The organism is Mesorhizobium sp. P2_F8 (genome assembly GCF_056403655.1).
This window is the reverse complement of the sequence record NZ_JBFUFB010000009.1, coordinates 55298-73778: the sequence shown is the minus strand read 5'-3', so window position 1 is coordinate 73778 and position 18481 is coordinate 55298. Positions and strand designations below refer to the sequence as shown.

Genomic DNA, 18481 nt, shown 5'->3' with positions numbered 1-18481 from the left:
ACGGCGTCTATCAGCTCGCCTTCGGGAGCTCGGCGGCTACCCTCAGCGGCGAGCGTGGATGCAGCAGCAACGCAACCGTCAGCATGCTGCAGGCGATGCCGATCAGGGCAATGAGAATTGCATCCGACACCATCCAGCCCGGCCCTTCGAGCGGCTTGGCGCTGAACAAGGCGAAGGAATTGTAACTCTGCTGGTGTGAGATCAGCAGGAATCCGCTCAGATTGTTGCCGAGATGGGCGCCGAACGCAGCCCCGAGATTGCCGGTCGCATAGACCACAAGCGTCAAAAGCAGCGCGAAAGCGGCGACCGAAGCCAGCACGCAGGCGTTGATGGCGGCCGACGAGTTATTGCTCCAATGCAGCGAGGTGAACAGCAGGGCCGGCAGCAACCCCCAGATGAACGGGCTCTTGAACCGGCTTGCGAGACCGCGCAGCAGATAGCCGCGAAACAGCACCTCTTCCGAAGATGTCTGCAGCAAGGTGAGCGCGACGATCGGGATCATGAACAGCAGCCAGGACGACAGGCTGATCGGGCCGCGCGCAATCTCGGGCTGCAGCAGATAAAGCAGGATTTCGGACAGAAACGAGGTGATCAGCACCGCGATCAGCCCCTTGAGGAAGCCCGAACGCGAAACACGACGGCTGACGCTGAAGAGCGCCGACAGCTTCTCGCCATGAACCCAGCGCATGGCGATCCACAGGCCGATCCAGATGCCGGCAAAAGAGGTGAGCGCGGTGAGAATGCCGATCGGCGAGGCGAGGAAGTCCTGCATCGCTCCATCGGCTGACGGAGCCGCAGATGCCTGCCAGGTGAAGAACAGATAGGCGCCGCCGAACAGCACGGCCACGGTCGTTGCGGCCCAGAACAGGATGACGATCGCCGTTCCCACGAACAGGCGCGGCAAGGTCGTCCTGGCATTCGGCGAATGCCGGTAGCGTTCGAAGGCGGCAGGGTCGATCACGCGAATTCCTTGGGCAAGTGCTTCGGGGGCAAGTGCTTCAGGTCGCATGATCTAGGAGATCGCCGTCTCGCGCGCAATCATATCTGCCTCGCGGACTTCGACGGTTCGCACGCACCGATCCGACGTGGCGACACGCCATAAGGCGACCGCCGCTGCACTTCGCAGCGGTCACCCCGTTAACGTCAACGCACCACGTACATGATGCGCCGTGTCGACGGATCGACCAGTGCCGGCTGGCCGTTCACATAGACATAGCGATAGCTGTAGTCCGGAATTTCGCGCAGCTCGACCGTGTCGGGCAAGGTCGCGCCGGTCACCACCTCGCCATCTAGATAGACGGGGTCGAGGCGATGCGCGCCGACATAGGTTCTGACCTCGGTCGGAGGCGGGGGAAAGGCATCGTTGAGCGGATCGCTGGCGATGATCGCTCCGGTGTAGTCGGTCGAGTAGCCCTCCGGCGGCGAGACGATCGCGACTCTGGAACCGTGCGGCCGTTGCGTCAGCACCACCCGGCGGCCGCCGAAATCAGCCGTCACATAGTCGGAATAGACCCAGCCCTGGCCGCCGGCTTCGGCGATTGTGCACCACTTGCTGTTTTCGATGCAGCCATTGAGCGTCGCCGACTGGCCGGCGGCGAGCACGCCAATCACCGGATATTGCGGACCGGGGCCGGCGCGCACGTTAAGATCGGTGACGGCGGATACAGCGGTGTCGGCAAACGCGGCGCCCGACATGATCGTCAGCATTCCAGCGACTGCGGGAAACAATACGGATCTCATGGTTTTCTCTCCGTTTTCATGGTCCCTCGCCAGCGAAAACGGGGCAGTGGCGCATGCGTTCCCGCTAAAACGCCTGCGCCAACTCACGATTTGTTCCGGCTTCCCTTGGCAAATCAGTCAGAAGTTCGTGAACGAAGGCCAATTTCCGCGCCGTGACATCTGAAATGACGAAGGGGTAGAGGTCGGGCAGGCCCATGCAGCGGTTGATCGAATTGGAGGCTTCCGACAGCACCAGCCAGCGGGCGCGGATCTTTTCAAAAGGCTCAGGTGCTGCGGCAGGCTCCGAGGGCGCCGCCTGCAATCCACCGCCGGTGTCGCCTTGCGGCAAGTCGTTGGCCTCCACGGTCTCAAGCCGGCCGAGCGGGAAGTTCAGCGCATGGACCATTTCCAGCGTGTCGGTGATGTGCAGGTGGTGGGCCCAGGTTTCCGCCCAGTCCTCCCACGGATGCGAAGTGGCATAGGCCGAGATGTGGCTTTGCTGCCAGTCGGGTGGCGCACCGCTCGCATAATAGGTCTTCAGCGCCTGTTCGTAATCGGCGCGTTCGTCGCCGAACAGCGCACGAAAGGACTCCAGCCTCTGGGGATCGTCGCGGATCAGGCGATCCCAGTAGTAATGGCCGAGTTCGTGGCGGAAATGGCCAAGCAAGGTGCGATAGATCTCGCCCATCTCGATGCGCCGCCTTTCGCGCTCGGCCGAGTCGGCTTCGGCGACGTTGAGCGTGATCAGGCCATTGTCGTGGCCGGTCAGGATGCGCTCGCCGCCGGGACCGCCGCCGATCGGATCGGCCAGCAAGTCGAAGGCAAGGCCGACCTCGTCGGCAGGGTTCTGCTTGGGCGCGACCGGCAGTCCGACCGCGAGCAGCGAATAGATGGCACGCTTCTTCGCCGCCTCGACGCGGATCCAGCGGCGGCGATTGCCGTCGACCGACAGATCCGGGATCAGCTGGTTCAGCACGCAAGCGCGGCAAAAAGCCTGTCCCGGCTCGGCCATCCAGTTGCAGGCGCATTCATCCGCATTGGTGCACTGGAAGATGCCGTCGACACCCGACAGCGCAAAACGCGCATGCTCGGGATCGTAGAGCACGAAGCTCGAGCAGCTCAAGCACTGGGCGTTCTCGAAATAGAGGCGGTGGCCGCAATGCGGGCAGTCGAAGAGTTTCATGTTGGTGTCAAACCTTCAGAGCCAGCATATAGGTGCACGGCGGCCCGTGCCCAACGCGAACCGCCGGTCGGTGTTCCGATCGAGGCTATTTTGCCGCAAGCTGGGCGGCGACCTGTCTTGCCACCGCTTCGCCCGACAGCCTTGCCCCACCGCAGGTCTGGATGAGCGGACCGGCGAGGTGCTCGCCGGCGAAGAAGATTTTTTCCGCCACCGGCTGCATCAGCGTCGCACGGGCCAGCGAGCGGCCGGGTCGGGCGGCAGCGTAAGCGCCGCGCACGAAGCGCTCGCCGCCCCAATTGGTCATCATGGCGCGCGCCACGTGCTTGCGGGTGTCGCTGCCGAAAATGCCGCACAGCCGGTCGACGACGAAGTCGATGCCCGCCGCCTCGCCCGCTGCCGACATCTCCCAGGCGAAGTCGCCGCCGACGAAACCGACCATCAGGTCGAGGTCGAAAGGGAAACACAGGAAATAGATGTCGTGCCGGGCCATGCGCTCGATCAAAAGGTCGTCGAAGGGCTGCAGGCCAAGCCTCGTGCCCCGGATCTCGACCGGCAATTTGGTCAGCATGCCCATCGGCAGGTCGAAGAAGGCGCCAAAATGCGTGTCGGGAAGTGCCGGCGAGAATTCGATCTCCTCAAAGGCGAGCACCGCAGGCGAGGCCGTGACGATGACCGCTTTGGCGCGGATGGTGCCGCGATCGGTGACGCAGGCGACATCAGGCCCGTCCCAGAGAATCCTGCGCACCGGCGTCGACAATTCGACCGGCACGTCGGCGCCGAAACGGGCGACCAGCGCACCAAATCCTTCCTTGCTGAAATAGTTGGGGTCGAGATCGGCGGCGGCTTGAAAGTCGAGGATCGAAATCTCGTCCTCGTCGGCGCCGAAATCCATCGGTCCGGCGAAGGTTGCCGCGGCACGCGGCGCGTGGCCCTTGGCGAGCAGCGCCGACAGCCTATCGTCGTCGCCCTGCTTCACCTCATGCTTGGCCAGCAATTCGAACAGCCGCGCGTCGGCCGCCTTCATCTCGGCTTCCTCGGCCTCGCTTGCCTTGCGCTTGCGATAATAGAGATGGTCGACATTCATGTCGTGGTGATGCAGCGTCCAGCCGGCCGCCTGGGCTTCTGGAAAATAGGGGTTGCGGTCAGCGGCGTGCAGCCAGGCGCAGCCGATGTCGAAGGGGATGCCGAAATGCTGGTCGCTGGTCCATGCGCGGCCGCCGATGCGGCCCATCGCTTCGAGCAGCTTGAAGGAGAGGCCGGCTGCCTGCAAGGTCCTGGCCGCGGCCAGACCCGCCGAGCCGGCGCCGATGATCACGACATCAACGTCTTCCATGGCTATTTCGCCCCCGCCACAATATTCACTTGATCGTAGGCAAATTCCCCGGCATTCGCCAGCACTGCAGCAGAGACAGTGACAAGTGCGGGTTTCGCTGGCAAATTCGCAAACGGGACGTGATTCAGGCAATCAGGAGAGAAAAGCATGGCATTACTTGCCAAGGGTAGGATTTTTGTGACCACGGTGGTGGCGGTGCTTGCGCTGGCGACGGGCGCACAGGCGGCGGCCAGCTGCGGCAAGACTGGCGCCGGCTTCGAAGCCTGGAAGCCGGAGTTCGCCGCGGAGGCCAGGGCCGAAGGTGTGGGCCCCAAGGGTCTTGCCGCTCTGGCCGGCGCGACCTACGCAACAAGGACCATCTCCGTCGACCGCGGCATTCACAAGGCTTTCAGCGGCTCAGTGGAAGATTTCATGAAGCGCCGCGGCGGGGCCGCGATCATTTCCAAAGGCCGTGCGCTGAAGAAGTCGAACGCGGCGCTGTTCGACAAAATCGAAAGCAACTATGGCGTGTCGCCAGGCGTGCTGCTCGCCATCTGGGGAATGGAGACTGGCTTCGGTTCGGCGATGGGCAACCAGAATACGGTCTCTGCCATTTTGACGCTTGCCTACGATTGCCGCCGCCCGGAATTCTTTTACCCACATGCCATTGCGGCCCTGAAGCTGGTTGATCGCGGTGCGTTGACCTCCTCGTCGGTCGGCGCTGCACATGGCGAGATCGGCCACACGCAGTTCCTGCCCGGAAATGTCTTGAAGTACGGCGTCGGCAGCGGAAACCTACGCGACAAGGCCACTGCGTTGGCTTCCACCGCCAACTTCCTCAAGGGCCATGGCTGGCGGGCCGGTGCGAGCGCGCAGTCGAATATCGGCGCCATTGCCGGCTGGAATTCCGCCAGCGTCTATCAACAGGCCATCGCCCGCATCGCCACGGCGATCGATGGCGATTGAAGAGACGTCTCTGTAAAAGATCTCCGTTTTGCAGAAAGCCCGGCCATGTGCCGGGCTTTTCTATTGATGCTGACGTGCTAGCGTCGACCGCAACTTTCCTGCGCGACCACGGCTGGAGCGCCGATGCCGGTGCCGGCTACGGTCTGGGTGAGACCGAGCTATGACTGAATGTGCAGGCTTTCGCATCAAAGCCAGGGAATGAGAAGAATCGGGGGCGCAAGATGTCGAGGGTCGTTCAGAAGGTCGGCCAGCGCGGCAGCCTGAAATGGATCCAGCGCGCGGTGAATAGAACTCCACGCGTGCTCAGCGAGCCCCTTGGTGAATTTGTTGCTACTGCAGCGTCGACGGCTTGGCTGTCACCGATAGCGAATGATGACTACGCAGAATATCGTGATCGCGATTTTCTTGATCTGGTCGGTGTTGGTGAGTTGTCCGGTCGTCTCTCGGAGTATTGGCCCCAACGCGGACCCCAGTGGGACGCGCTTGGCAGGACGAGTGCAGGAGATATTCTGCTGGTCGAGGCGAAGGCGCATATTGCCGAGTTGTGTTCGCCAGCCTCATCGGCCGGTCCGAGATCGCGCATGGTCATCGAGAAAGCGCTGGCTCAGACTATCGAATATCTCGGAGCAAGACCGCGCGCGCCATGGGTCGATGTATTTTATCAATTGGCAAACCGGCTTGCCCATTTGCACTTCCTTCGTCGCGAGGGGTGCAAAGCTTGGCTCGTGCTAGCGAATTTCGTCGGAGACCGGGATATCGGAGGACCCGAAACAAAAGCGGAGTGGGAGGCCGCGTACAAGGTCGTCCACCATATCATGGGACTTTCCGAACGACATATTCTCAGTCGCTATGTGGTCCACATCTATCCGCATGTGTCAGACTTAGATATTTAGCCGGCAGATTATGACTCGCGTCGAGCTAGCAGTCCAAACCCGGCCAAAGCCGGGTTTGGACATGCCATATGATGGTCAACTCTTGCGGCTGCGTGCCGCCAGGGTGCGCAGCCTCAGCGCATTGAGGCGGATGAAGCCGGCGGCGTCCTTCTGGTCGTAGGCGCCGCGGTCGTCCTCGAAGGTGACCAGTGCATCGGAATATAGCGTCTTCTTCGACTTGCGGCCGGTGACCATGACGTTGCCCTTGTAGAGCTTGAGGCGCACCGTGCCCTCGACGTCTTCCTGGCTCTTGTCGATCATCGCCTGCAGCATCAGCCGTTCGGGCGCGAACCAGAAGCCGTTGTAGATCAGCTCGGCGTAGCGCGGCATGAACTCGTCCTTCAGGTGCGCGGCACCACGGTCGAGCGTGATCGATTCGATGGCGCGGTGGGCTGATATCAGGATGGTGCCGCCCGGCGTCTCGTAGACGCCGCGCGATTTCATGCCGACGAAGCGGTTCTCGACCAGGTCGAGCCGGCCGATGCCGTTGTCGCGGCCGAGATCGTTGAGCGCTGCCAGCATGGTGGCCGGCGACAGTTTCTTGCCGTTGAGCGCGATCGGGTCGCCCTTGAGGAATTCGATCTCGATCTCGGTGACCTTGTCCGGCGCATCCATTGGCGAAACTGTGCGCTGGTGGACGAATTCCGGCGGCTCGCTCCACGGGTCTTCCAGCACCTTGCCCTCGGAGGACGAATGCAGAAGGTTGGCGTCGACCGAGAACGGCGCGTCGCCCTTCTTGTCCTTCGGCACCGGTATCTGGTGCTGCTCGGCGAAATTGATCAGGTCGGTGCGCGACTTGAACGACCAGTCGCGCCATGGCGCGATGACCTTGATGTCGGGGTTCAGCGCGTAAGCCGAGAGCTCGAAGCGAACCTGGTCGTTGCCCTTGCCGGTGGCGCCATGCGCAATCGCGTCGGCGCCGGTCTCTTTGGCGATCTCGACCAGATGCTTGGAGATCAGGGGCCGGGCGATCGAGGTGCCGAGCAGGTAGGTGCCTTCATAGACGGCGTTGGCGCGGAACATCGGGAAGACGAAATCGGAGACGAACTCCTCGCGCACGTCGACGACGCGGATGTCCTTGATGCCCATCATCTCGGCCTTGCGGCGGGCCGGCTCGAGTTCGCCGCCCTGGCCGAGATCGGCGGTGAAGGTGACGACTTCGGCGCCGAGTTCGGTCTGCAGCCATTTCAGGATGATCGATGTGTCGAGGCCGCCGGAATAGGCGAGCACGACTTTCTTGACGTCTTTTGCTTTTGACATTTGGCGGTTCCGCGATCACGAGTTCTCGGCGGGCGAGGTATCACGCCGTTTCCGGGCTGCGCAAGAGACGAACGCCGCGGGCCGTCGGGTCAACGGGATACGATCCGGGGCGCTGGATCAGCTTTTCAGCCGTCCAGTTGCTGGCAGCGATGGTTCGTATCCATTATAGGCTTGCGTGTTCCCGAGCCAAAGGGCTGTCCATGTCGTTCATTCCAGACACCGCCACGCTGATCCAGTTCGCCATCGCCACCGTGATCCTGGCGATCACGCCCGGACCGGACATGACCTTGTTCGTCTCGCGCACGCTGAGTCAGGGCCGCGCCACCGGCTTTGCCTCGATGGCGGGCGCGCTGTGCGGCACGCTGATCCACACCACGCTGGTTGTGGTCGGTGTCTCGGCGCTGATCGTCGCCTCGCCGATGGCCTTCTTCGTGTTGAAGATCTTTGGCGCCGGCTATCTGGTCTTCCTCGCCTGGCAGGCGATCACCAGGGGCTCGGCGTTTTCGCCGGAAAAGAAGACGGGGCCTCAGATTTCGCTGTTGCGCAGCTGGGCGGCGGGGCTCGGCGTCAATCTGCTCAACCCGAAGATCATCCTGTTCTTCATGACCTTCCTGCCGCAGTTCGTCTCCGCGCATGATCCGAATGCGCCGGGAAAGCTGTTTTTCCTCGGCGCGATGTTCATCGTGCTGTCGATCCCGGTGACCGCGCCGATGGTGCTGGCGGCGGAAAAATTCTCGGCGGCGATGAAGGCCAGCCCGCGCGTCACGCGGGTGGTCGACTATCTCTTTGCCGGCGTGTTTTCCGCCTTCGCGCTCAAGATCCTGACGGCCCAGGCGAAGTAGGGGCCTTCTCATCCTTCAACCACCAGCTTCCGGCCCAGCGCCCGGCGCTGAGCCAGTAGAAGATCCCGCCGACCATGCCGCCGCCGACCACTGCCATGATGGCGCTGGTCTCCCTGACCGCGAAAGCCGAGTCACGGGCATTGTCGACCAGGCCGAGGAAAACGGCCGCGACCACCGCGCCCGCCAGCGCATAGAACAGCCAGTCGCGCCGGCCGAGGATCTCGGCAAGCAGGATGACGATCGCCGCCGGCATGAAGGCGAAATAGGCGACGAACAGGGCGACGAACGGAATTGAGAAATACAGCGAGGCTGTTGCCGTCGGGTGCGCGTGCTCCGGCATGTAGCCGAGCGAAGCCAGGAACAGGATGTTGAGGAAGGCGCTCGCCGCCAGCGAGGCCACCGAATAGCCGAACAGGATGACGGCGAAACGGACGAGGTAAGCAATGAGGCGGCTCATCCCGGATCCCGGCGTGTGAGGTGACCGGACTTACGCCCGGCCAGAAGCCAGTAGACCGAACCGGCAGCAATGCCGGCCGTGGCCAGAAAACCGAGATAGCCCGGATTGAAAACAAAGCTTCCGGCCGAGCGCGGGATGGAAACACCAAAGGCGGTGGAGGTCACCGCACCCGTGGCCGCAAAATAGAACCATCCTCGAAGCGACAACCGTTCGGCGACAAAGATCGCGGGGCCGACGATCAACAGCGCGCCGACCATCACGGTCAACACGGCGAGCGGGAACGAGCCCAGCCAGTCGAATGCGAAAATGATCGACCAGTTGCCGTCTTCAATCCCTTCCAGGAGAGCGATCAGCAGCACCGGCACCAGGATCGAGGTCAGCACGGCGAAGAGATAGCCGACTGCTATTACGGCGAGGCGTCTGAGCCAGGCGAAGAGACGAGTCATGGCAATGAACCAGTTTTACCATGGCCAAGGGAGTTTCTGATGACAGCCCAGTAAGCGAAGCCACTGAGGAAGCCTACAGGCAGGCATGGAACAAGCAGGGCGACCAATATTGCTAGTGAAACCATTGCCGTCGGAAACCCTAAGTAAACACCCAGGATTAGTACAACCGGGATGGCGTTCAGGGCACCGGCACATGCAAATGGAAGCCAGTGGCTCCAGCCTCTAACGTTGGCAAAATACAAAGTGAGAAGAAAACCTGGCAGCCCTGCCAGGAACGTAAACGTGAGCCCAATCCGGAAGCAGGCGCCAATTTCGGCGGCGAAACGCGACTCCCGATCGTCGTCCGCCGCGTAGACCAAGATGAACGGCAGCATGGCGAGGACAATGGCGGAGACAGCAATCAAGACAGCTATGGCATAGCCTAGAGACATCAAACTGAAACGGATGAAATTGGCGGTGAAGCGGCTCACGCCTCGCCGTGCCCCGCGATCATCATTGCTTCCAGCGCCAGCCGGTCGACCTTGCGCATGCGCTCGGAGTCGGACTTCAGCTGGCCGCAGGCGGCCAGGATGTCGCGGCCGCGCGGCGTGCGGATCGGCGAGGCATAGCCGGCATTGTTGATGTAGTCGGCGAATTTCTCGATCGTCTCCCAGTCCGAGCACTGGTAGTTGGTCCCCGGCCACGGGTTGAACGGGATCAAATTGATCTTGGCCGGAATGCCCTTGAGCAGCTTGATCAGGCCCTTGGCGTCCTCGATGGAATCGTTGACGTCCTTCAGCATCACATATTCGAAGGTGATGCGCTTGGCGTTGGACAGGCCGGGATAAGCGCGGCAGGCGGCGATCAGCTCCTTCAGCGGGTACTTCTTGTTGATCGGCACCAACAGGTCGCGCAAATCGTCGTTGGTGGCGTGCAGCGAGATCGCCAGCATGACGCCGATCTCCTCGCCGGTGCGCAAGATTTCCGGCACGACGCCGGAGGTCGAGAGCGTGATGCGGCGCTTCGACAAGGACAGGCCGTCGCCATCAGAGGCGATCAGCAGCGCCTTCTTCACTGCCTCGAAATTATAGAGCGGCTCGCCCATGCCCATCATGACGATGTTGGACACTTTGCGGCCCTCGGCCGGCACGATGGCGCCGTCCGGTGTATCACGATCGGGAAAGTCGCCGAGCCGGTCGCGGGCGGTGAGCAACTGGGCGAGGATTTCCTCCGCCGTCAGATTGCGCACCAGCTTCTGCGTGCCGGTATGGCAGAACGAGCAGGTCAGCGTGCAACCGACCTGCGAGGAGATGCAGAGCGTGCCGCGGCCTTCCTCTGGGATATAGACGGTTTCGATCTCGACTGGCCGGCCGGCGCCGCGCGGCGGAAAGCGGAACAGCCATTTGCGGGTGCCGTCGGAGGAAATCTGCTCCTCGACGATCTCCGGCCTGGCAACCGTAAAATGCTTGTCGAGTTCGGCGCGCAAATCCTTGGAGATGTTGAACATGCCGGCGAAGTCGGAAACGCCGCGCACATACATCCAGTGCCAGAGCTGCTGGGCGCGCATCTTCGCCTGGCGCTCCGGCACGGTGCCGGATGCCACCAGGGCCTCGCCGAGCTCGGCCCGCGTCAGGCCGATCAGCGACTGCTTTTCCGGCTGTGCGGCGCGGGCGCGCAATGCGTCACGGGCGCCATCGGCGGTGAGATCGAATGAAAGGGTCATGGTTGCACTGATATAAGCGGTTTGCGGCCGATTTCACTTATCGGGCCAGACATGAAGCGCGGCGCATAGCACAGGTTGGGGGCGGAGTCATGCGGGGAGAATGCAACCCCGCGCACGTCGGCTGACAGCCTGTTGCGATCATCCGGCGGCCTTGCCCCATCTTCCCGCCGCAAAAGAACCGATCACATGGTCGTGTTTGCGTAACGTTTCCCATCGCGCCTTCGAAATCCGAAGGGGGCAACCATGCCCCTACAAAATGGGAGTATGCAGAATGAACTCTTTCAAGCTTGCCGTTATTGCCGGCCTCGTCGGCCTATCCGCCTCGCAGGCATTTGCCGAAGACGCGATGGGCACGATGACCATGATGAAGGGTGGAGAAGTGATGGCGATCATGCCGGACGGGCATATGGGCACCATGATGCCGGATGCAAAGATGGGCGCCGAGATGATGAAGATGGCAAAGCCAATCAAGCACTGCATGATGATGATGACCGACGCCAAGGGCAAAGCCTTCATGATCGATACGTCGACCAAGAAGGCTCAGGCCGAATGTGAAAAAATGGCCATGTAAGACTGAGCCGCCGGCACACACGCCGGCCCGAAAAAGCAAAAGGCCGGGCTTTGCGGCCCGGCCTGTCATGCAAAACAAAGCTCTGGCAAAACGAAGCTTTGCCTATTTGCCCCTTTTGCCTATTTGCACTTGGCGATCGAGGACAGCGCCGCCGAAATGCCCTTCAGCGAGAAGACATAGGAGGTGGGATTGCCGCGGCCGGACTTCGCCGTCACCTTCATGTCGGTGCCGGTCTTCATGGCGGCGATCAGCACCGGTTCCTCCGCGGCGTTCTCGACCCAGGCCGACTTGCCCCGCGTGAACATCGAGAACGACTTCTTGTCGATGGTGACGGTGGCCTTGGAGCCTTCCTGGAAGGTGTAGCCGGCGATGAATTGCGGCTCGTAGGACACCTGTTGGCCGGGCCGCTGGCTGACGAAGAAGAACATGTCGCCATGGTCGAGCGTCGGCGGCTGCTTGTCGGTCGGCACGGTCAGGACATAGCAGACCTTGCCGCCCGATGCCTGGTAGCTGTAGGTGCCCCAGGCATTGTGCTGGCCGATCTTGGTCGCCGATTGCGCCAGTGCCGGCGCTGCCACGGCCACCAGGACCAGGCTCGAAACTGTAGCAATCAATCCGCGCATCGTTTTTCCCGTATTCCAAAGGTGCGGCGGCAGGCCGGCTTGGCGTCCTGCCCGTCGCTTCATTTTGATTTAATCTGGGTTACCAAACGGTGAATTTCCTTTGAGAAAAGGACCCGCACCCGAGGAAACCGCCGCCATTCCCGCGCCGCCGCCTTGCGAGCGGGTGGCGCGACGTCCCTTTCGCGACTTGGAGGCCACGAAAGCGGCAAGAGTTTGACTTTTTGCTTTGCCGCCAAACGCAGGCTCCAAAGGCATTTTCGCGGGCGCCGGCCTGCTCAGCCCTTGTCGGCGATCGCGTCCTTGGCAGCCTGCCGGTGCGCCGGCGTGATGTGGGCGCTGACGGCGGTGATCGCGGCGGTGAGCACGGCGATGTCGTCGGTGAAGCCAAGCCCGAGGACGAAGTCGGGGATGACGTCCACCGGCAGCACGAAATAGCCGAGCGCGGCGAGCAGAATGCCCTTGGCGCGCAGCGGCGTGTTCTTGTCCATGGCGCAGTAATAGGCGGCCACGACCTCTTCCATGAAGGGGATCTGCCGCGCGGCCTTCTTCGCCGTGCGCCAGAATTTCTCGCGCACTTCGTTCTCGTCGCCGAGCTTGCCGCCGAAGCCAAAACCGGATTGTTGCGCCATCAGTTTCTCCTTGCGAGCGTCCATGCGCATTCCAGCGCATGCCCCGCGAGCGAAAATGTGGTGAAACCCGACCCGAGCTGCAAGATGCCGGCGCCGATTTGGCAAACCGCTGCGCGTTCAGCCACCGAAAAAGCGGTTCATCTTCTTCGCCAGATCGATATCGAGCGCCGTCACGCCACCGGCATCGTGGGTGTTCAGCGTCACGTCGACGGTCTTGTAGACATTCGACCAGTCGGGATGATGGTCCATCTTCTCGGCGGCCAGTGCTACGCGGGTCATGAAGGCGAAGGCTTCGGAGAAATTCGCGAAGGTGAATGTGCGCTTGATCGAGGCGCCATCGGCAGCCAGCGCCCAGCCGTCGAGCCCGGTCAACGCTGCGGCGACTGCTTCCTTGCCCAGTTTCTCTCTCGTCATGTCAGCTTCCCATGCTATTTCGACTGAAGTCGTCACCATAGCGTTGGATCGATGAGCGCGAAGCCCATAAATTCCATTCTTTTCGTCTGTCTCGGCAACATCTGCCGGTCGCCGCTGGCTGAGGGGGTTGTTCGCGCCGTGCTGGCAGAGCGCGAATGGGGCCGGGATATGCTGCTCGATTCAGCCGCAACCAGCGGCTGGGAGGTCGGCTCGCCTCCCGATCCACGCTCGATCGCGGTTGCGGTGCGTCACGGCATCGATATTTCCCGGCAGAGGGCGCGCAAGGTCACGCCGGAGGATTTTCACCGCTTCGACCTGATCCTTGGCATGGACCGGTCGAATGTTCGTGACCTGAAAGCGCTGGCGCCTGCGGCCATGCACGACCGGGTGCACCTGTTTCTGGAGTTCGCCAAGGGCTATGCGCGCGACGTGCCGGACCCCTATTATGACGGGGCGGAAGCCTTCGCCTCGGTCTACCGCATGATCCGCGAGGCGTCGGAGGCGCTGGCGACAAGGCTCGAAGTACGGGCGTCTTTGCCCGACAGCGGCCAGGCTTCCTCGACGATGTAGGGGCCGCCGCCGACCGAATCGCGCGACGACATCAGCACGAAACGGCCGATGCGGAACGGCAACGTCGAGAAATTGCCACGTGCCGAGAGATACTGGGCGACGTCGAGCGGGGTGGAATTGCGCAAGCGCGCCAGCGTCACATGCGGCATGAACTTGCGCGGATCCGCGGGAATGCCGAGCCGCTGGCAGATGCGGTCGATCTCGCCCTGAAGGGCGGCAAGATCGGGCGAGGCGGAGGCACCCGCCCACACCGCGTGCGGCTTCTTCTGGCCGAAAGCGCCGACGCCGGACAGGGTCAGCGGGAAGGAGGGGCGGTGGACGCGGTCGAGTGCGTTGGCGATCTCGTCGGCGACATGACCCGGTACATCGCCGATGAAGCGCAGCGTCAGATGATAGTTTTCGACGTCGATCCAACGGGCCCCGGGCAGGCCGCCCCGCAGCAGGGACAGCGAAAGGGCGGCGTCACGCGGTATTTCGAGGGCGGTGAAAAGACGCGGCATGAAGAGCCTCCCTTCCTCGAATCGAATATTAGCCCTAGCGAATCATCGAAAATCAAACGGAGCAAGAGGTTTGTTGGTCACAGGCTTTGTTAAAAGTTTCCCCAACGGAAGCAATTAGTCCGATCTCACGAACCTCCCGGCGCCGCCGCGATCGCCTTTTCGACCGTCGGCAAGATGCGTTCGACCATCTGGTCAACGCCCTGAGGGCTCGGATGCAGGCCGTCCTCGAGTTGCATGCCGGGCTGACCGGCGACGCCGTCGAGAAAGAACGGGTAGAGCGCAACGTCGTATTTCCTGGCAAGGTCGGGAAAGATGGCGTCGAAGGCGTTCTGGTAGTCGGCGCCAAGATTGGGCGCGGCGCGCATGCCGGCCAGCAGTACGGCAATCCTGCGCTCCTTCAGCTTGCCCATCATCTCATCCAGGTTCCTTCTGGCGATGTCGGGCGAGACGCCGCGCAGCATGTCGTTGGCGCCGAGTTCGAGGATGACCAGCTGCGTGCCGTCGGGCACCGACCAGTCGAGCCGAGCCAGGCCGCCGCTCGTCGTGTCGCCGGAGACGCCGGCATTGGCGACCGTCACGTCGCGACCCGCGGCGCGAAGGGCGGCCTGCAGTTTTTCGGTAAAACCCTGGTCCGGCCCAAGGCCAAAGCCCGCCATCAGGCTGTCACCGAAGCCGACGATCTTGAACGGCTCGGCGAGCGCCGACGAAAAGGTGCCGCAAATGGCGAGGAAAACGATGAAGCCTGCGGCAATCAGGCGTTTGAAAGACATGCGGCAGGCCCCATATGACCAAGGAATTCTTCCGACGGCATCCGGCAAGCAGAGCCTTCATCCCTTGATATAGGACGCTTTCATTTTGACAGAAGCCGTCATCGCGCTGAAAGACGTATCGCTGACACTCGGCGAAGGGGCGTCCTCCGTGCATGTGCTGAAGGGTGTCAGCCTCGATGTTGCTGCAGGCGAGGCGACCGGCATCGTCGGTCCTTCGGGCTCGGGCAAGTCGACATTGCTGATGGTTCTGGCAGGCCTGGAAAGGGTCGATTCGGGTACGGTCCGAATCGCGGGCGAGCTGCTCAATGGCAAAAGCGAGGACCAGATTGCTTCGTTTCGTGGCCGAAACATTGGCATTGTGTTCCAGTCCTTCCATCTCATTCCCAACATGACGGCGCTCGAAAATGTTGCGGTGCCGCTGGAGCTCGCCGGCCATGCCGATCCGTTTTCGGTCGCGGCGCGCGAGCTTGCGGCCGTGGGCCTGAGCGATCGCGTCACCCATTATCCCGGCGAATTGTCGGGCGGCGAGCAGCAACGCGTGGCGATCGCCCGGGCGCTGGCGCCGTCGCCGCGCATTCTCATTGCCGACGAGCCGACCGGCAATCTCGACCAGGCGACGGGGCGGCAGGTTGCCGACCTCTTGTTTGCCAAGGCGGCCGAGCGCGGCATGACGCTGGTGCTGGTCACCCACGATCCGGCATTGGCGGCACGCTGCTCGCGCCAGGTTTCGATGCGGTCGGGCCGGATCGAGGCGCCGGCACCCGTCAAGGTGACGGCTTGATGCCGTTGTCGCGGATGCTGAAGCTTGCGGTCCGCTTCTCGCTGCGCGAAATGCGCGGCGGTTTGTCCGGCTTCCTGATCTTCCTTGCCTGCATCGCGCTCGGCGTCGCGGCCATCGGCGGCGTCAACTCGGTGGCGCGTTCGATCACCGCCGGTGTCGCCAATCAGGGTCAGACGCTGCTTGGCGGCGATCTCCGCTTCCAGATCAACCAGCGCGACGCCAGCCAGGCCGAGCGTGGCTTCCTTGACGGGCTGGGGATCGTTTCGCGCACTGCAAGCATGCGTTCGATGGCGCGTCTCGCCGATGGAACCGACCAGGCGCTGGTCGAGGCCAAGGCGGTCGACCATGCCTATCCGCTCTATGGCGCGCTTGAAACCGAGCCGGCGCTGTCGAAGCAGGAACTGTTCGGCGAAGAGTTTGGTGTTTTCGGCGCCGCCGCACCCGATCTGCTGTTCGAACGGCTGCATCTGCAGATCGGCGACCGGCTGAAGCTCGGCACCGCGACCTTCGAACTGCGCGCCAGGCTGGTCACCGAACCGGATGCGGTGTCCGACGGTTTCGGCTTTGCGCCGCGGCTGATGATCTCGACCGAAGGGCTGGCGGCCACCGGGCTGATCCAGCCGGGCAGCCTGGTCGAAAACGCCTACAAGATCCGGCTGCCCGCCGATGCCGATGAGGCGCGACTGAAAGCCATCCAGGATCAGGCGGCCAAGGATTTTCCGCAGGCCGGCTGGTCGATCCGCACGCGCAGCAATGCGGCGCCGGCGCTGTCGTCCAACATCGAACGCTTCTCGCAATTCCTGACGCTGGTCGGGCTGACGGCGCTGGTGGTCGGCGGTGTCGGCGTCGCCAATGCGGTGCGCGCCTATCTCGACGGCAAACGTGGTGTCATCGCCACCTTCAAGAGCCTGGGCGCTTCGGGCGGCTTCGTCTTTGCCGTCTATCTCGTGCAGATCCTGATCATCGCCGCCCTGGGCATCGTGCTTGGCCTGGTGCTCGGGGCGCTGATGCCGTTCGCGGCCGGGGCCGCCCTCCATCAGGTCATTCCGGTGCCGGCGGAAGGCGGCTTTTATCCCGGCGCGCTCGGCATGGCGGCGCTGTTCGGCCTTTTGGTGACGCTGGCGTTCGCGCTGCTGCCGCTCGGCCGCGCCCGTGATGTGCCGGCGACCGCGCTGTTTCGCGAGATGGGGCTCGAAGGCCGCGGCTTTCCGCGCCCTGCCTATGTTGCGGCCGCTGTTGGCATCGCGCTGCTGCTGGCAGCGCTGGCCATCCTGTTTTCCGGCGACCGCCGCATCGCCTCGATCTTCGTCGGCGCCACCGTCTTCGCTTTCCTGGTGCTGCGCCTGGTCGGCGCACTGGTGCAGTGGGCGGCCAGGAAGAGCCCGCGCGTGCGCTTCGTGGCACTGCGGCTCGCCGTCGGCAACATCCACCGGCCCGGCGCCTTGACGCCATCGGTGGTGCTGTCGCTGGGGCTCGGCCTGACGCTGCTGGTGACGCTGGCGCTGATCGACGGCAATCTCAGGCAACAGATATCCAGCAGCCTGCCGGAGCGGGCGCCGAACTTCTTCTTCGTCGACATCCAGAGCAGCGATGTCGATGCGTTTTCCACGCTGATCGGCAAGCAGGCGCCACAGGGGACGCTGGCCAAGGTGCCGATGCTGCGCGGCCGGGTGATGGCGCTCAACGGCGTCGATGTCGGCAAGGTCACGGTGCCGGCGGAAGGCGCCTGGGTGCTGAAAGGCGATCGCGGCCTGACCTATGACGCCAGGCAGCCGGACAACACGACGCTGACCGAGGGCAGCTGGTGGCCGGATAATCATGCCGGCGAGCCGCTGGTCTCGTTCTCGGCCGTGGAAGGCAAGGAGATCGGGCTGAAGCTCGGCGACACCATCACCGTCAATGTGCTCGGCCGCAACGTGACGGCGAAGATCGCCAATTTCCGTCAGGTCGAATGGGAGACCATGGGCATCAATTTCGTCATGGTGTTCTCGCCCAACACATTCGCAGGCGCGCCGCATGGCTGGATGGCGACGCTGACCGAAAAGACCGCCTCGACGGCCGACGACGCGCGGATCCTCAATGCCGTCACCCGCGCCTTCCCGGCGGTGACGACAGTCCGGGTCAAGGATGCGCTCGACGTCGTCAACCGGCTGGTCGGGCAGCTCGGCACGGCGATCCGGGCTGCCGCCGGCGTGGCGCTGATCGCCTCGGTGCTGGTGCTTGCCGGTGCGCTTGCCGCCGGCAACCGGGCGCGCATCCATGACGCGGTGGTGCTGAAGACACTGGGCGCCACACGCACGACCCTGATTGCCGCCTTCTCGCTCGAATACATGCTGATCGGGCTTGCCACCGCGATCTTCGCCCTGGCGGCAGGTGGTGCGGCCGCCTGGTTCGTCGTCGCACGCATCATGACCTTGCCTTCGCATTTCATGCCCGAGGTGGCGGTGGCGACCATTGTGTTTTCGCTTGTCATCACGGTCGGCATCGGTCTCGCCGGCACCTGGCGGGTGCTCGGCCACAAGGCCGCGCCGGTGCTGCGCAACCTCTGACTATTCACCGACCGCAAGTCCGACGCAAAACCGCTGCACGCTTTGGAATTGCTCTGAATTCCGCCCGCCGGGACCGAGATTTGGTTAAATCGGAGTAATGTTGGGCCGCCAAAGGCCGGAAAACCGCATCGTGGATGCCTCACGAAGCATTACACCCGGTTACGGTCTTGTTCTTGACGCGAATTACCATCATATTTCGCCACAGGCATGCTGGAGCCCCGCCAGCGGCGCCTGGGTCCGGTGGACCTGACACCC

General features: G+C 63.0%; 21 protein-coding genes. 7 read left to right on the top strand and 14 right to left on the bottom strand.

The genetic code is table 11. The annotated features are described in order from the left end of the window. Nucleotides 1-10 precede the first annotated feature (10 nt). The 4 genes from AC1DZP_RS22200 to AC1DZP_RS22185 all read right to left on the bottom strand — a co-directional run bounded on the left by AC1DZP_RS22200 (nt 11) and on the right by AC1DZP_RS22185 (nt 4235). Complete coding sequence (locus AC1DZP_RS22200) at nt 11-1009, bottom strand: lysostaphin resistance A-like protein (RefSeq protein WP_477224728.1); 999 nt, start codon at nt 1007-1009, stop codon at nt 11-13. A gap of 134 nt (nt 1010-1143) precedes the next feature. After that, nucleotides 1144-1740 (bottom strand): DUF1236 domain-containing protein, encoded by a 597-nt coding sequence (locus tag AC1DZP_RS22195; RefSeq protein ID WP_477305403.1) that lies wholly within the window; start codon nt 1738-1740, stop codon nt 1144-1146. 64 nt (nt 1741-1804) lie between these two features. Beyond that, nucleotides 1805-2902 carry a zinc-binding metallopeptidase family protein gene (locus AC1DZP_RS22190; protein ID WP_477305401.1) on the bottom strand — a complete coding sequence of 366 codons (1098 nt, stop codon included), beginning with the start codon at nt 2900-2902 and terminating at the stop codon, nt 1805-1807. Nucleotides 2903-2987: 85 nt separating this feature from the next. Then, nucleotides 2988-4235 carry a flavin monoamine oxidase family protein gene (locus AC1DZP_RS22185; protein ID WP_477305399.1) on the bottom strand — a complete coding sequence of 416 codons (1248 nt, stop codon included), beginning with the start codon at nt 4233-4235 and terminating at the stop codon, nt 2988-2990. 147 nt (nt 4236-4382) lie between these two features. Between AC1DZP_RS22185 and AC1DZP_RS22180 the strand changes: the two genes are divergently transcribed. Together AC1DZP_RS22180 and AC1DZP_RS22175 are read left to right on the top strand one after the other, a co-directional pair. Then, entirely contained in the window at nt 4383-5180 is a 798-nt protein-coding gene (locus AC1DZP_RS22180) for a lytic murein transglycosylase (RefSeq protein ID WP_477305397.1), read from the top strand. A 221-nt stretch (nt 5181-5401) separates the two neighbouring features. Beyond that, nucleotides 5402-6073: a hypothetical protein gene (locus AC1DZP_RS22175; protein ID WP_477305395.1), complete on the top strand. Its 672-nt coding sequence runs from the start codon at nt 5402-5404 to the stop codon at nt 6071-6073. Between the two features lie 75 nt (nt 6074-6148). On the opposite strand, the gene AC1DZP_RS22170 is transcribed toward AC1DZP_RS22175, so the two are convergent. Further along, entirely contained in the window at nt 6149-7372 is a 1224-nt protein-coding gene (locus AC1DZP_RS22170) for an argininosuccinate synthase (RefSeq protein WP_477305393.1), read from the bottom strand. A 200-nt stretch (nt 7373-7572) separates the two neighbouring features. Here AC1DZP_RS22170 and AC1DZP_RS22165 point away from each other — a divergent pair, with 200 nt between their 5' ends. Beyond that, nucleotides 7573-8214 (top strand): LysE family translocator, encoded by a 642-nt coding sequence (locus AC1DZP_RS22165; RefSeq protein WP_457152054.1) that lies wholly within the window; start codon nt 7573-7575, stop codon nt 8212-8214. Here the strand turns inward: AC1DZP_RS22165 and AC1DZP_RS22160 are convergent. The 4 genes from AC1DZP_RS22160 to rlmN are packed head-to-tail and all read right to left on the bottom strand — an operon-like array spanning nt 8186 to nt 10819. Next, nucleotides 8186-8671 (bottom strand): hypothetical protein, encoded by a 486-nt coding sequence (locus tag AC1DZP_RS22160; RefSeq protein WP_477305391.1) that lies wholly within the window; start codon nt 8669-8671, stop codon nt 8186-8188. The genes AC1DZP_RS22165 and AC1DZP_RS22160 overlap by 29 nt on opposite strands. Then, the gene (locus AC1DZP_RS22155) at nt 8668-9117 is read right to left on the bottom strand and encodes a hypothetical protein (RefSeq protein WP_477305389.1); all 450 of its coding nucleotides are present in this window, start codon (nt 9115-9117) and stop codon (nt 8668-8670) included. Before AC1DZP_RS22155 ends, AC1DZP_RS22160 begins: the two co-directional genes overlap by 4 nt. Beyond that, complete coding sequence (locus AC1DZP_RS22150) at nt 9114-9587, bottom strand: hypothetical protein (RefSeq protein WP_477305387.1); 474 nt, start codon at nt 9585-9587, stop codon at nt 9114-9116. Before AC1DZP_RS22150 ends, AC1DZP_RS22155 begins: the two co-directional genes overlap by 4 nt. Beyond that, on the bottom strand, nt 9584-10819 hold the full coding sequence (rlmN, locus tag AC1DZP_RS22145; protein WP_477305385.1) for a dual-specificity RNA methyltransferase RlmN: 1236 nt from the start codon (nt 10817-10819) through the stop codon (nt 9584-9586). Before rlmN ends, AC1DZP_RS22150 begins: the two co-directional genes overlap by 4 nt. A 271-nt stretch (nt 10820-11090) precedes the next feature. Between rlmN and AC1DZP_RS22140 the strand changes: the two genes are divergently transcribed. After that, complete coding sequence (locus AC1DZP_RS22140; RefSeq protein WP_477305383.1) at nt 11091-11390, top strand: hypothetical protein; 300 nt, start codon at nt 11091-11093, stop codon at nt 11388-11390. 119 nt (nt 11391-11509) lie between these two features. Here the strand turns inward: AC1DZP_RS22140 and AC1DZP_RS22135 are convergent, their stop codons facing one another. The 3 genes from AC1DZP_RS22135 to AC1DZP_RS22125 form a co-directional block, all read right to left on the bottom strand. Next, nucleotides 11510-12013 (bottom strand): invasion associated locus B family protein, encoded by a 504-nt coding sequence (locus AC1DZP_RS22135; RefSeq protein ID WP_457152049.1) that lies wholly within the window; start codon nt 12011-12013, stop codon nt 11510-11512. A 275-nt stretch (nt 12014-12288) separates the two neighbouring features. Further along, nucleotides 12289-12642 (bottom strand): YkvA family protein, encoded by a 354-nt coding sequence (locus AC1DZP_RS22130; protein WP_477305702.1) that lies wholly within the window; start codon nt 12640-12642, stop codon nt 12289-12291. Between the two features lie 117 nt (nt 12643-12759). Next, nucleotides 12760-13056, bottom strand: a complete 297-nt coding sequence (locus AC1DZP_RS22125) for a 4a-hydroxytetrahydrobiopterin dehydratase (protein WP_095084392.1) — start codon at nt 13054-13056, stop codon at nt 12760-12762. A gap of 51 nt (nt 13057-13107) precedes the next feature. Between AC1DZP_RS22125 and AC1DZP_RS22120 the strand changes: the two genes are divergently transcribed. After that, nucleotides 13108-13626 carry a low molecular weight protein-tyrosine-phosphatase gene (locus AC1DZP_RS22120; protein ID WP_477305381.1) on the top strand — a complete coding sequence of 173 codons (519 nt, stop codon included), beginning with the start codon at nt 13108-13110 and terminating at the stop codon, nt 13624-13626. On the opposite strand, the gene thpR is transcribed toward AC1DZP_RS22120, so the two are convergent. Both thpR and AC1DZP_RS22110 read right to left on the bottom strand, forming a co-directional pair. Continuing rightward, the gene (gene thpR, locus AC1DZP_RS22115) at nt 13530-14126 is read right to left on the bottom strand and encodes an RNA 2',3'-cyclic phosphodiesterase (protein WP_477305379.1); all 597 of its coding nucleotides are present in this window, start codon (nt 14124-14126) and stop codon (nt 13530-13532) included. The genes AC1DZP_RS22120 and thpR overlap by 97 nt on opposite strands. 125 nt (nt 14127-14251) lie before the next feature. After that, nucleotides 14252-14896, bottom strand: a complete 645-nt coding sequence (locus AC1DZP_RS22110) for an arylesterase (protein ID WP_477305377.1) — start codon at nt 14894-14896, stop codon at nt 14252-14254. 85 nt (nt 14897-14981) lie between these two features. Here AC1DZP_RS22110 and AC1DZP_RS22105 point away from each other — a divergent pair, with 85 nt between their 5' ends. Both AC1DZP_RS22105 and AC1DZP_RS22100 read left to right on the top strand, forming a co-directional pair. Next, nucleotides 14982-15677: an ABC transporter ATP-binding protein gene (locus AC1DZP_RS22105; RefSeq protein WP_095083986.1), complete on the top strand. Its 696-nt coding sequence runs from the start codon at nt 14982-14984 to the stop codon at nt 15675-15677. Next, nucleotides 15677-18226 carry an ABC transporter permease gene (locus AC1DZP_RS22100; RefSeq protein WP_477305375.1) on the top strand — a complete coding sequence of 850 codons (2550 nt, stop codon included), beginning with the start codon at nt 15677-15679 and terminating at the stop codon, nt 18224-18226. Before AC1DZP_RS22105 ends, AC1DZP_RS22100 begins: the two co-directional genes overlap by 1 nt. Nucleotides 18227-18481 lie beyond the last annotated feature (255 nt).

What these genes read in the sequence shown, in the direction of transcription:
- rlmN (WP_477305385.1), bottom strand. Translation starts at nt 10,819, where the DNA reads ATGACCCTTTCATTCGATCTCACCGCCGATGGCGCCCGTGACGCATTG.
- AC1DZP_RS22195 (WP_477305403.1), bottom strand. Translation starts at nt 1,740, where the DNA reads ATGAGATCCGTATTGTTTCCCGCAGTCGCTGGAATGCTGACGATCATG.
- thpR (WP_477305379.1), bottom strand. Translation starts at nt 14,126, where the DNA reads ATGCCGCGTCTTTTCACCGCCCTCGAAATACCGCGTGACGCCGCCCTT.
- AC1DZP_RS22185 (WP_477305399.1), bottom strand. Translation starts at nt 4,235, where the DNA reads ATGGAAGACGTTGATGTCGTGATCATCGGCGCCGGCTCGGCGGGTCTG.
- AC1DZP_RS22170 (WP_477305393.1), bottom strand. Translation starts at nt 7,372, where the DNA reads ATGTCAAAAGCAAAAGACGTCAAGAAAGTCGTGCTCGCCTATTCCGGC.
- AC1DZP_RS22155 (WP_477305389.1), bottom strand. Translation starts at nt 9,117, where the DNA reads ATGACTCGTCTCTTCGCCTGGCTCAGACGCCTCGCCGTAATAGCAGTC.
- AC1DZP_RS22200 (WP_477224728.1), bottom strand. Translation starts at nt 1,009, where the DNA reads ATGCGACCTGAAGCACTTGCCCCCGAAGCACTTGCCCAAGGAATTCGC.
- AC1DZP_RS22165 (WP_457152054.1), top strand. Translation starts at nt 7,573, where the DNA reads ATGTCGTTCATTCCAGACACCGCCACGCTGATCCAGTTCGCCATCGCC.
- AC1DZP_RS22190 (WP_477305401.1), bottom strand. Translation starts at nt 2,902, where the DNA reads ATGAAACTCTTCGACTGCCCGCATTGCGGCCACCGCCTCTATTTCGAG.
- AC1DZP_RS22180 (WP_477305397.1), top strand. Translation starts at nt 4,383, where the DNA reads ATGGCATTACTTGCCAAGGGTAGGATTTTTGTGACCACGGTGGTGGCG.
- AC1DZP_RS22175 (WP_477305395.1), top strand. Translation starts at nt 5,402, where the DNA reads ATGTCGAGGGTCGTTCAGAAGGTCGGCCAGCGCGGCAGCCTGAAATGG.
- AC1DZP_RS22135 (WP_457152049.1), bottom strand. Translation starts at nt 12,013, where the DNA reads ATGCGCGGATTGATTGCTACAGTTTCGAGCCTGGTCCTGGTGGCCGTG.
- AC1DZP_RS22100 (WP_477305375.1), top strand. Translation starts at nt 15,677, where the DNA reads ATGCCGTTGTCGCGGATGCTGAAGCTTGCGGTCCGCTTCTCGCTGCGC.
- AC1DZP_RS22125 (WP_095084392.1), bottom strand. Translation starts at nt 13,056, where the DNA reads ATGACGAGAGAGAAACTGGGCAAGGAAGCAGTCGCCGCAGCGTTGACC.
- AC1DZP_RS22160 (WP_477305391.1), bottom strand. Translation starts at nt 8,671, where the DNA reads ATGAGCCGCCTCATTGCTTACCTCGTCCGTTTCGCCGTCATCCTGTTC.
- AC1DZP_RS22110 (WP_477305377.1), bottom strand. Translation starts at nt 14,896, where the DNA reads ATGTCTTTCAAACGCCTGATTGCCGCAGGCTTCATCGTTTTCCTCGCC.
- AC1DZP_RS22120 (WP_477305381.1), top strand. Translation starts at nt 13,108, where the DNA reads ATGAGCGCGAAGCCCATAAATTCCATTCTTTTCGTCTGTCTCGGCAAC.
- AC1DZP_RS22140 (WP_477305383.1), top strand. Translation starts at nt 11,091, where the DNA reads ATGAACTCTTTCAAGCTTGCCGTTATTGCCGGCCTCGTCGGCCTATCC.
- AC1DZP_RS22130 (WP_477305702.1), bottom strand. Translation starts at nt 12,642, where the DNA reads ATGGCGCAACAATCCGGTTTTGGCTTCGGCGGCAAGCTCGGCGACGAG.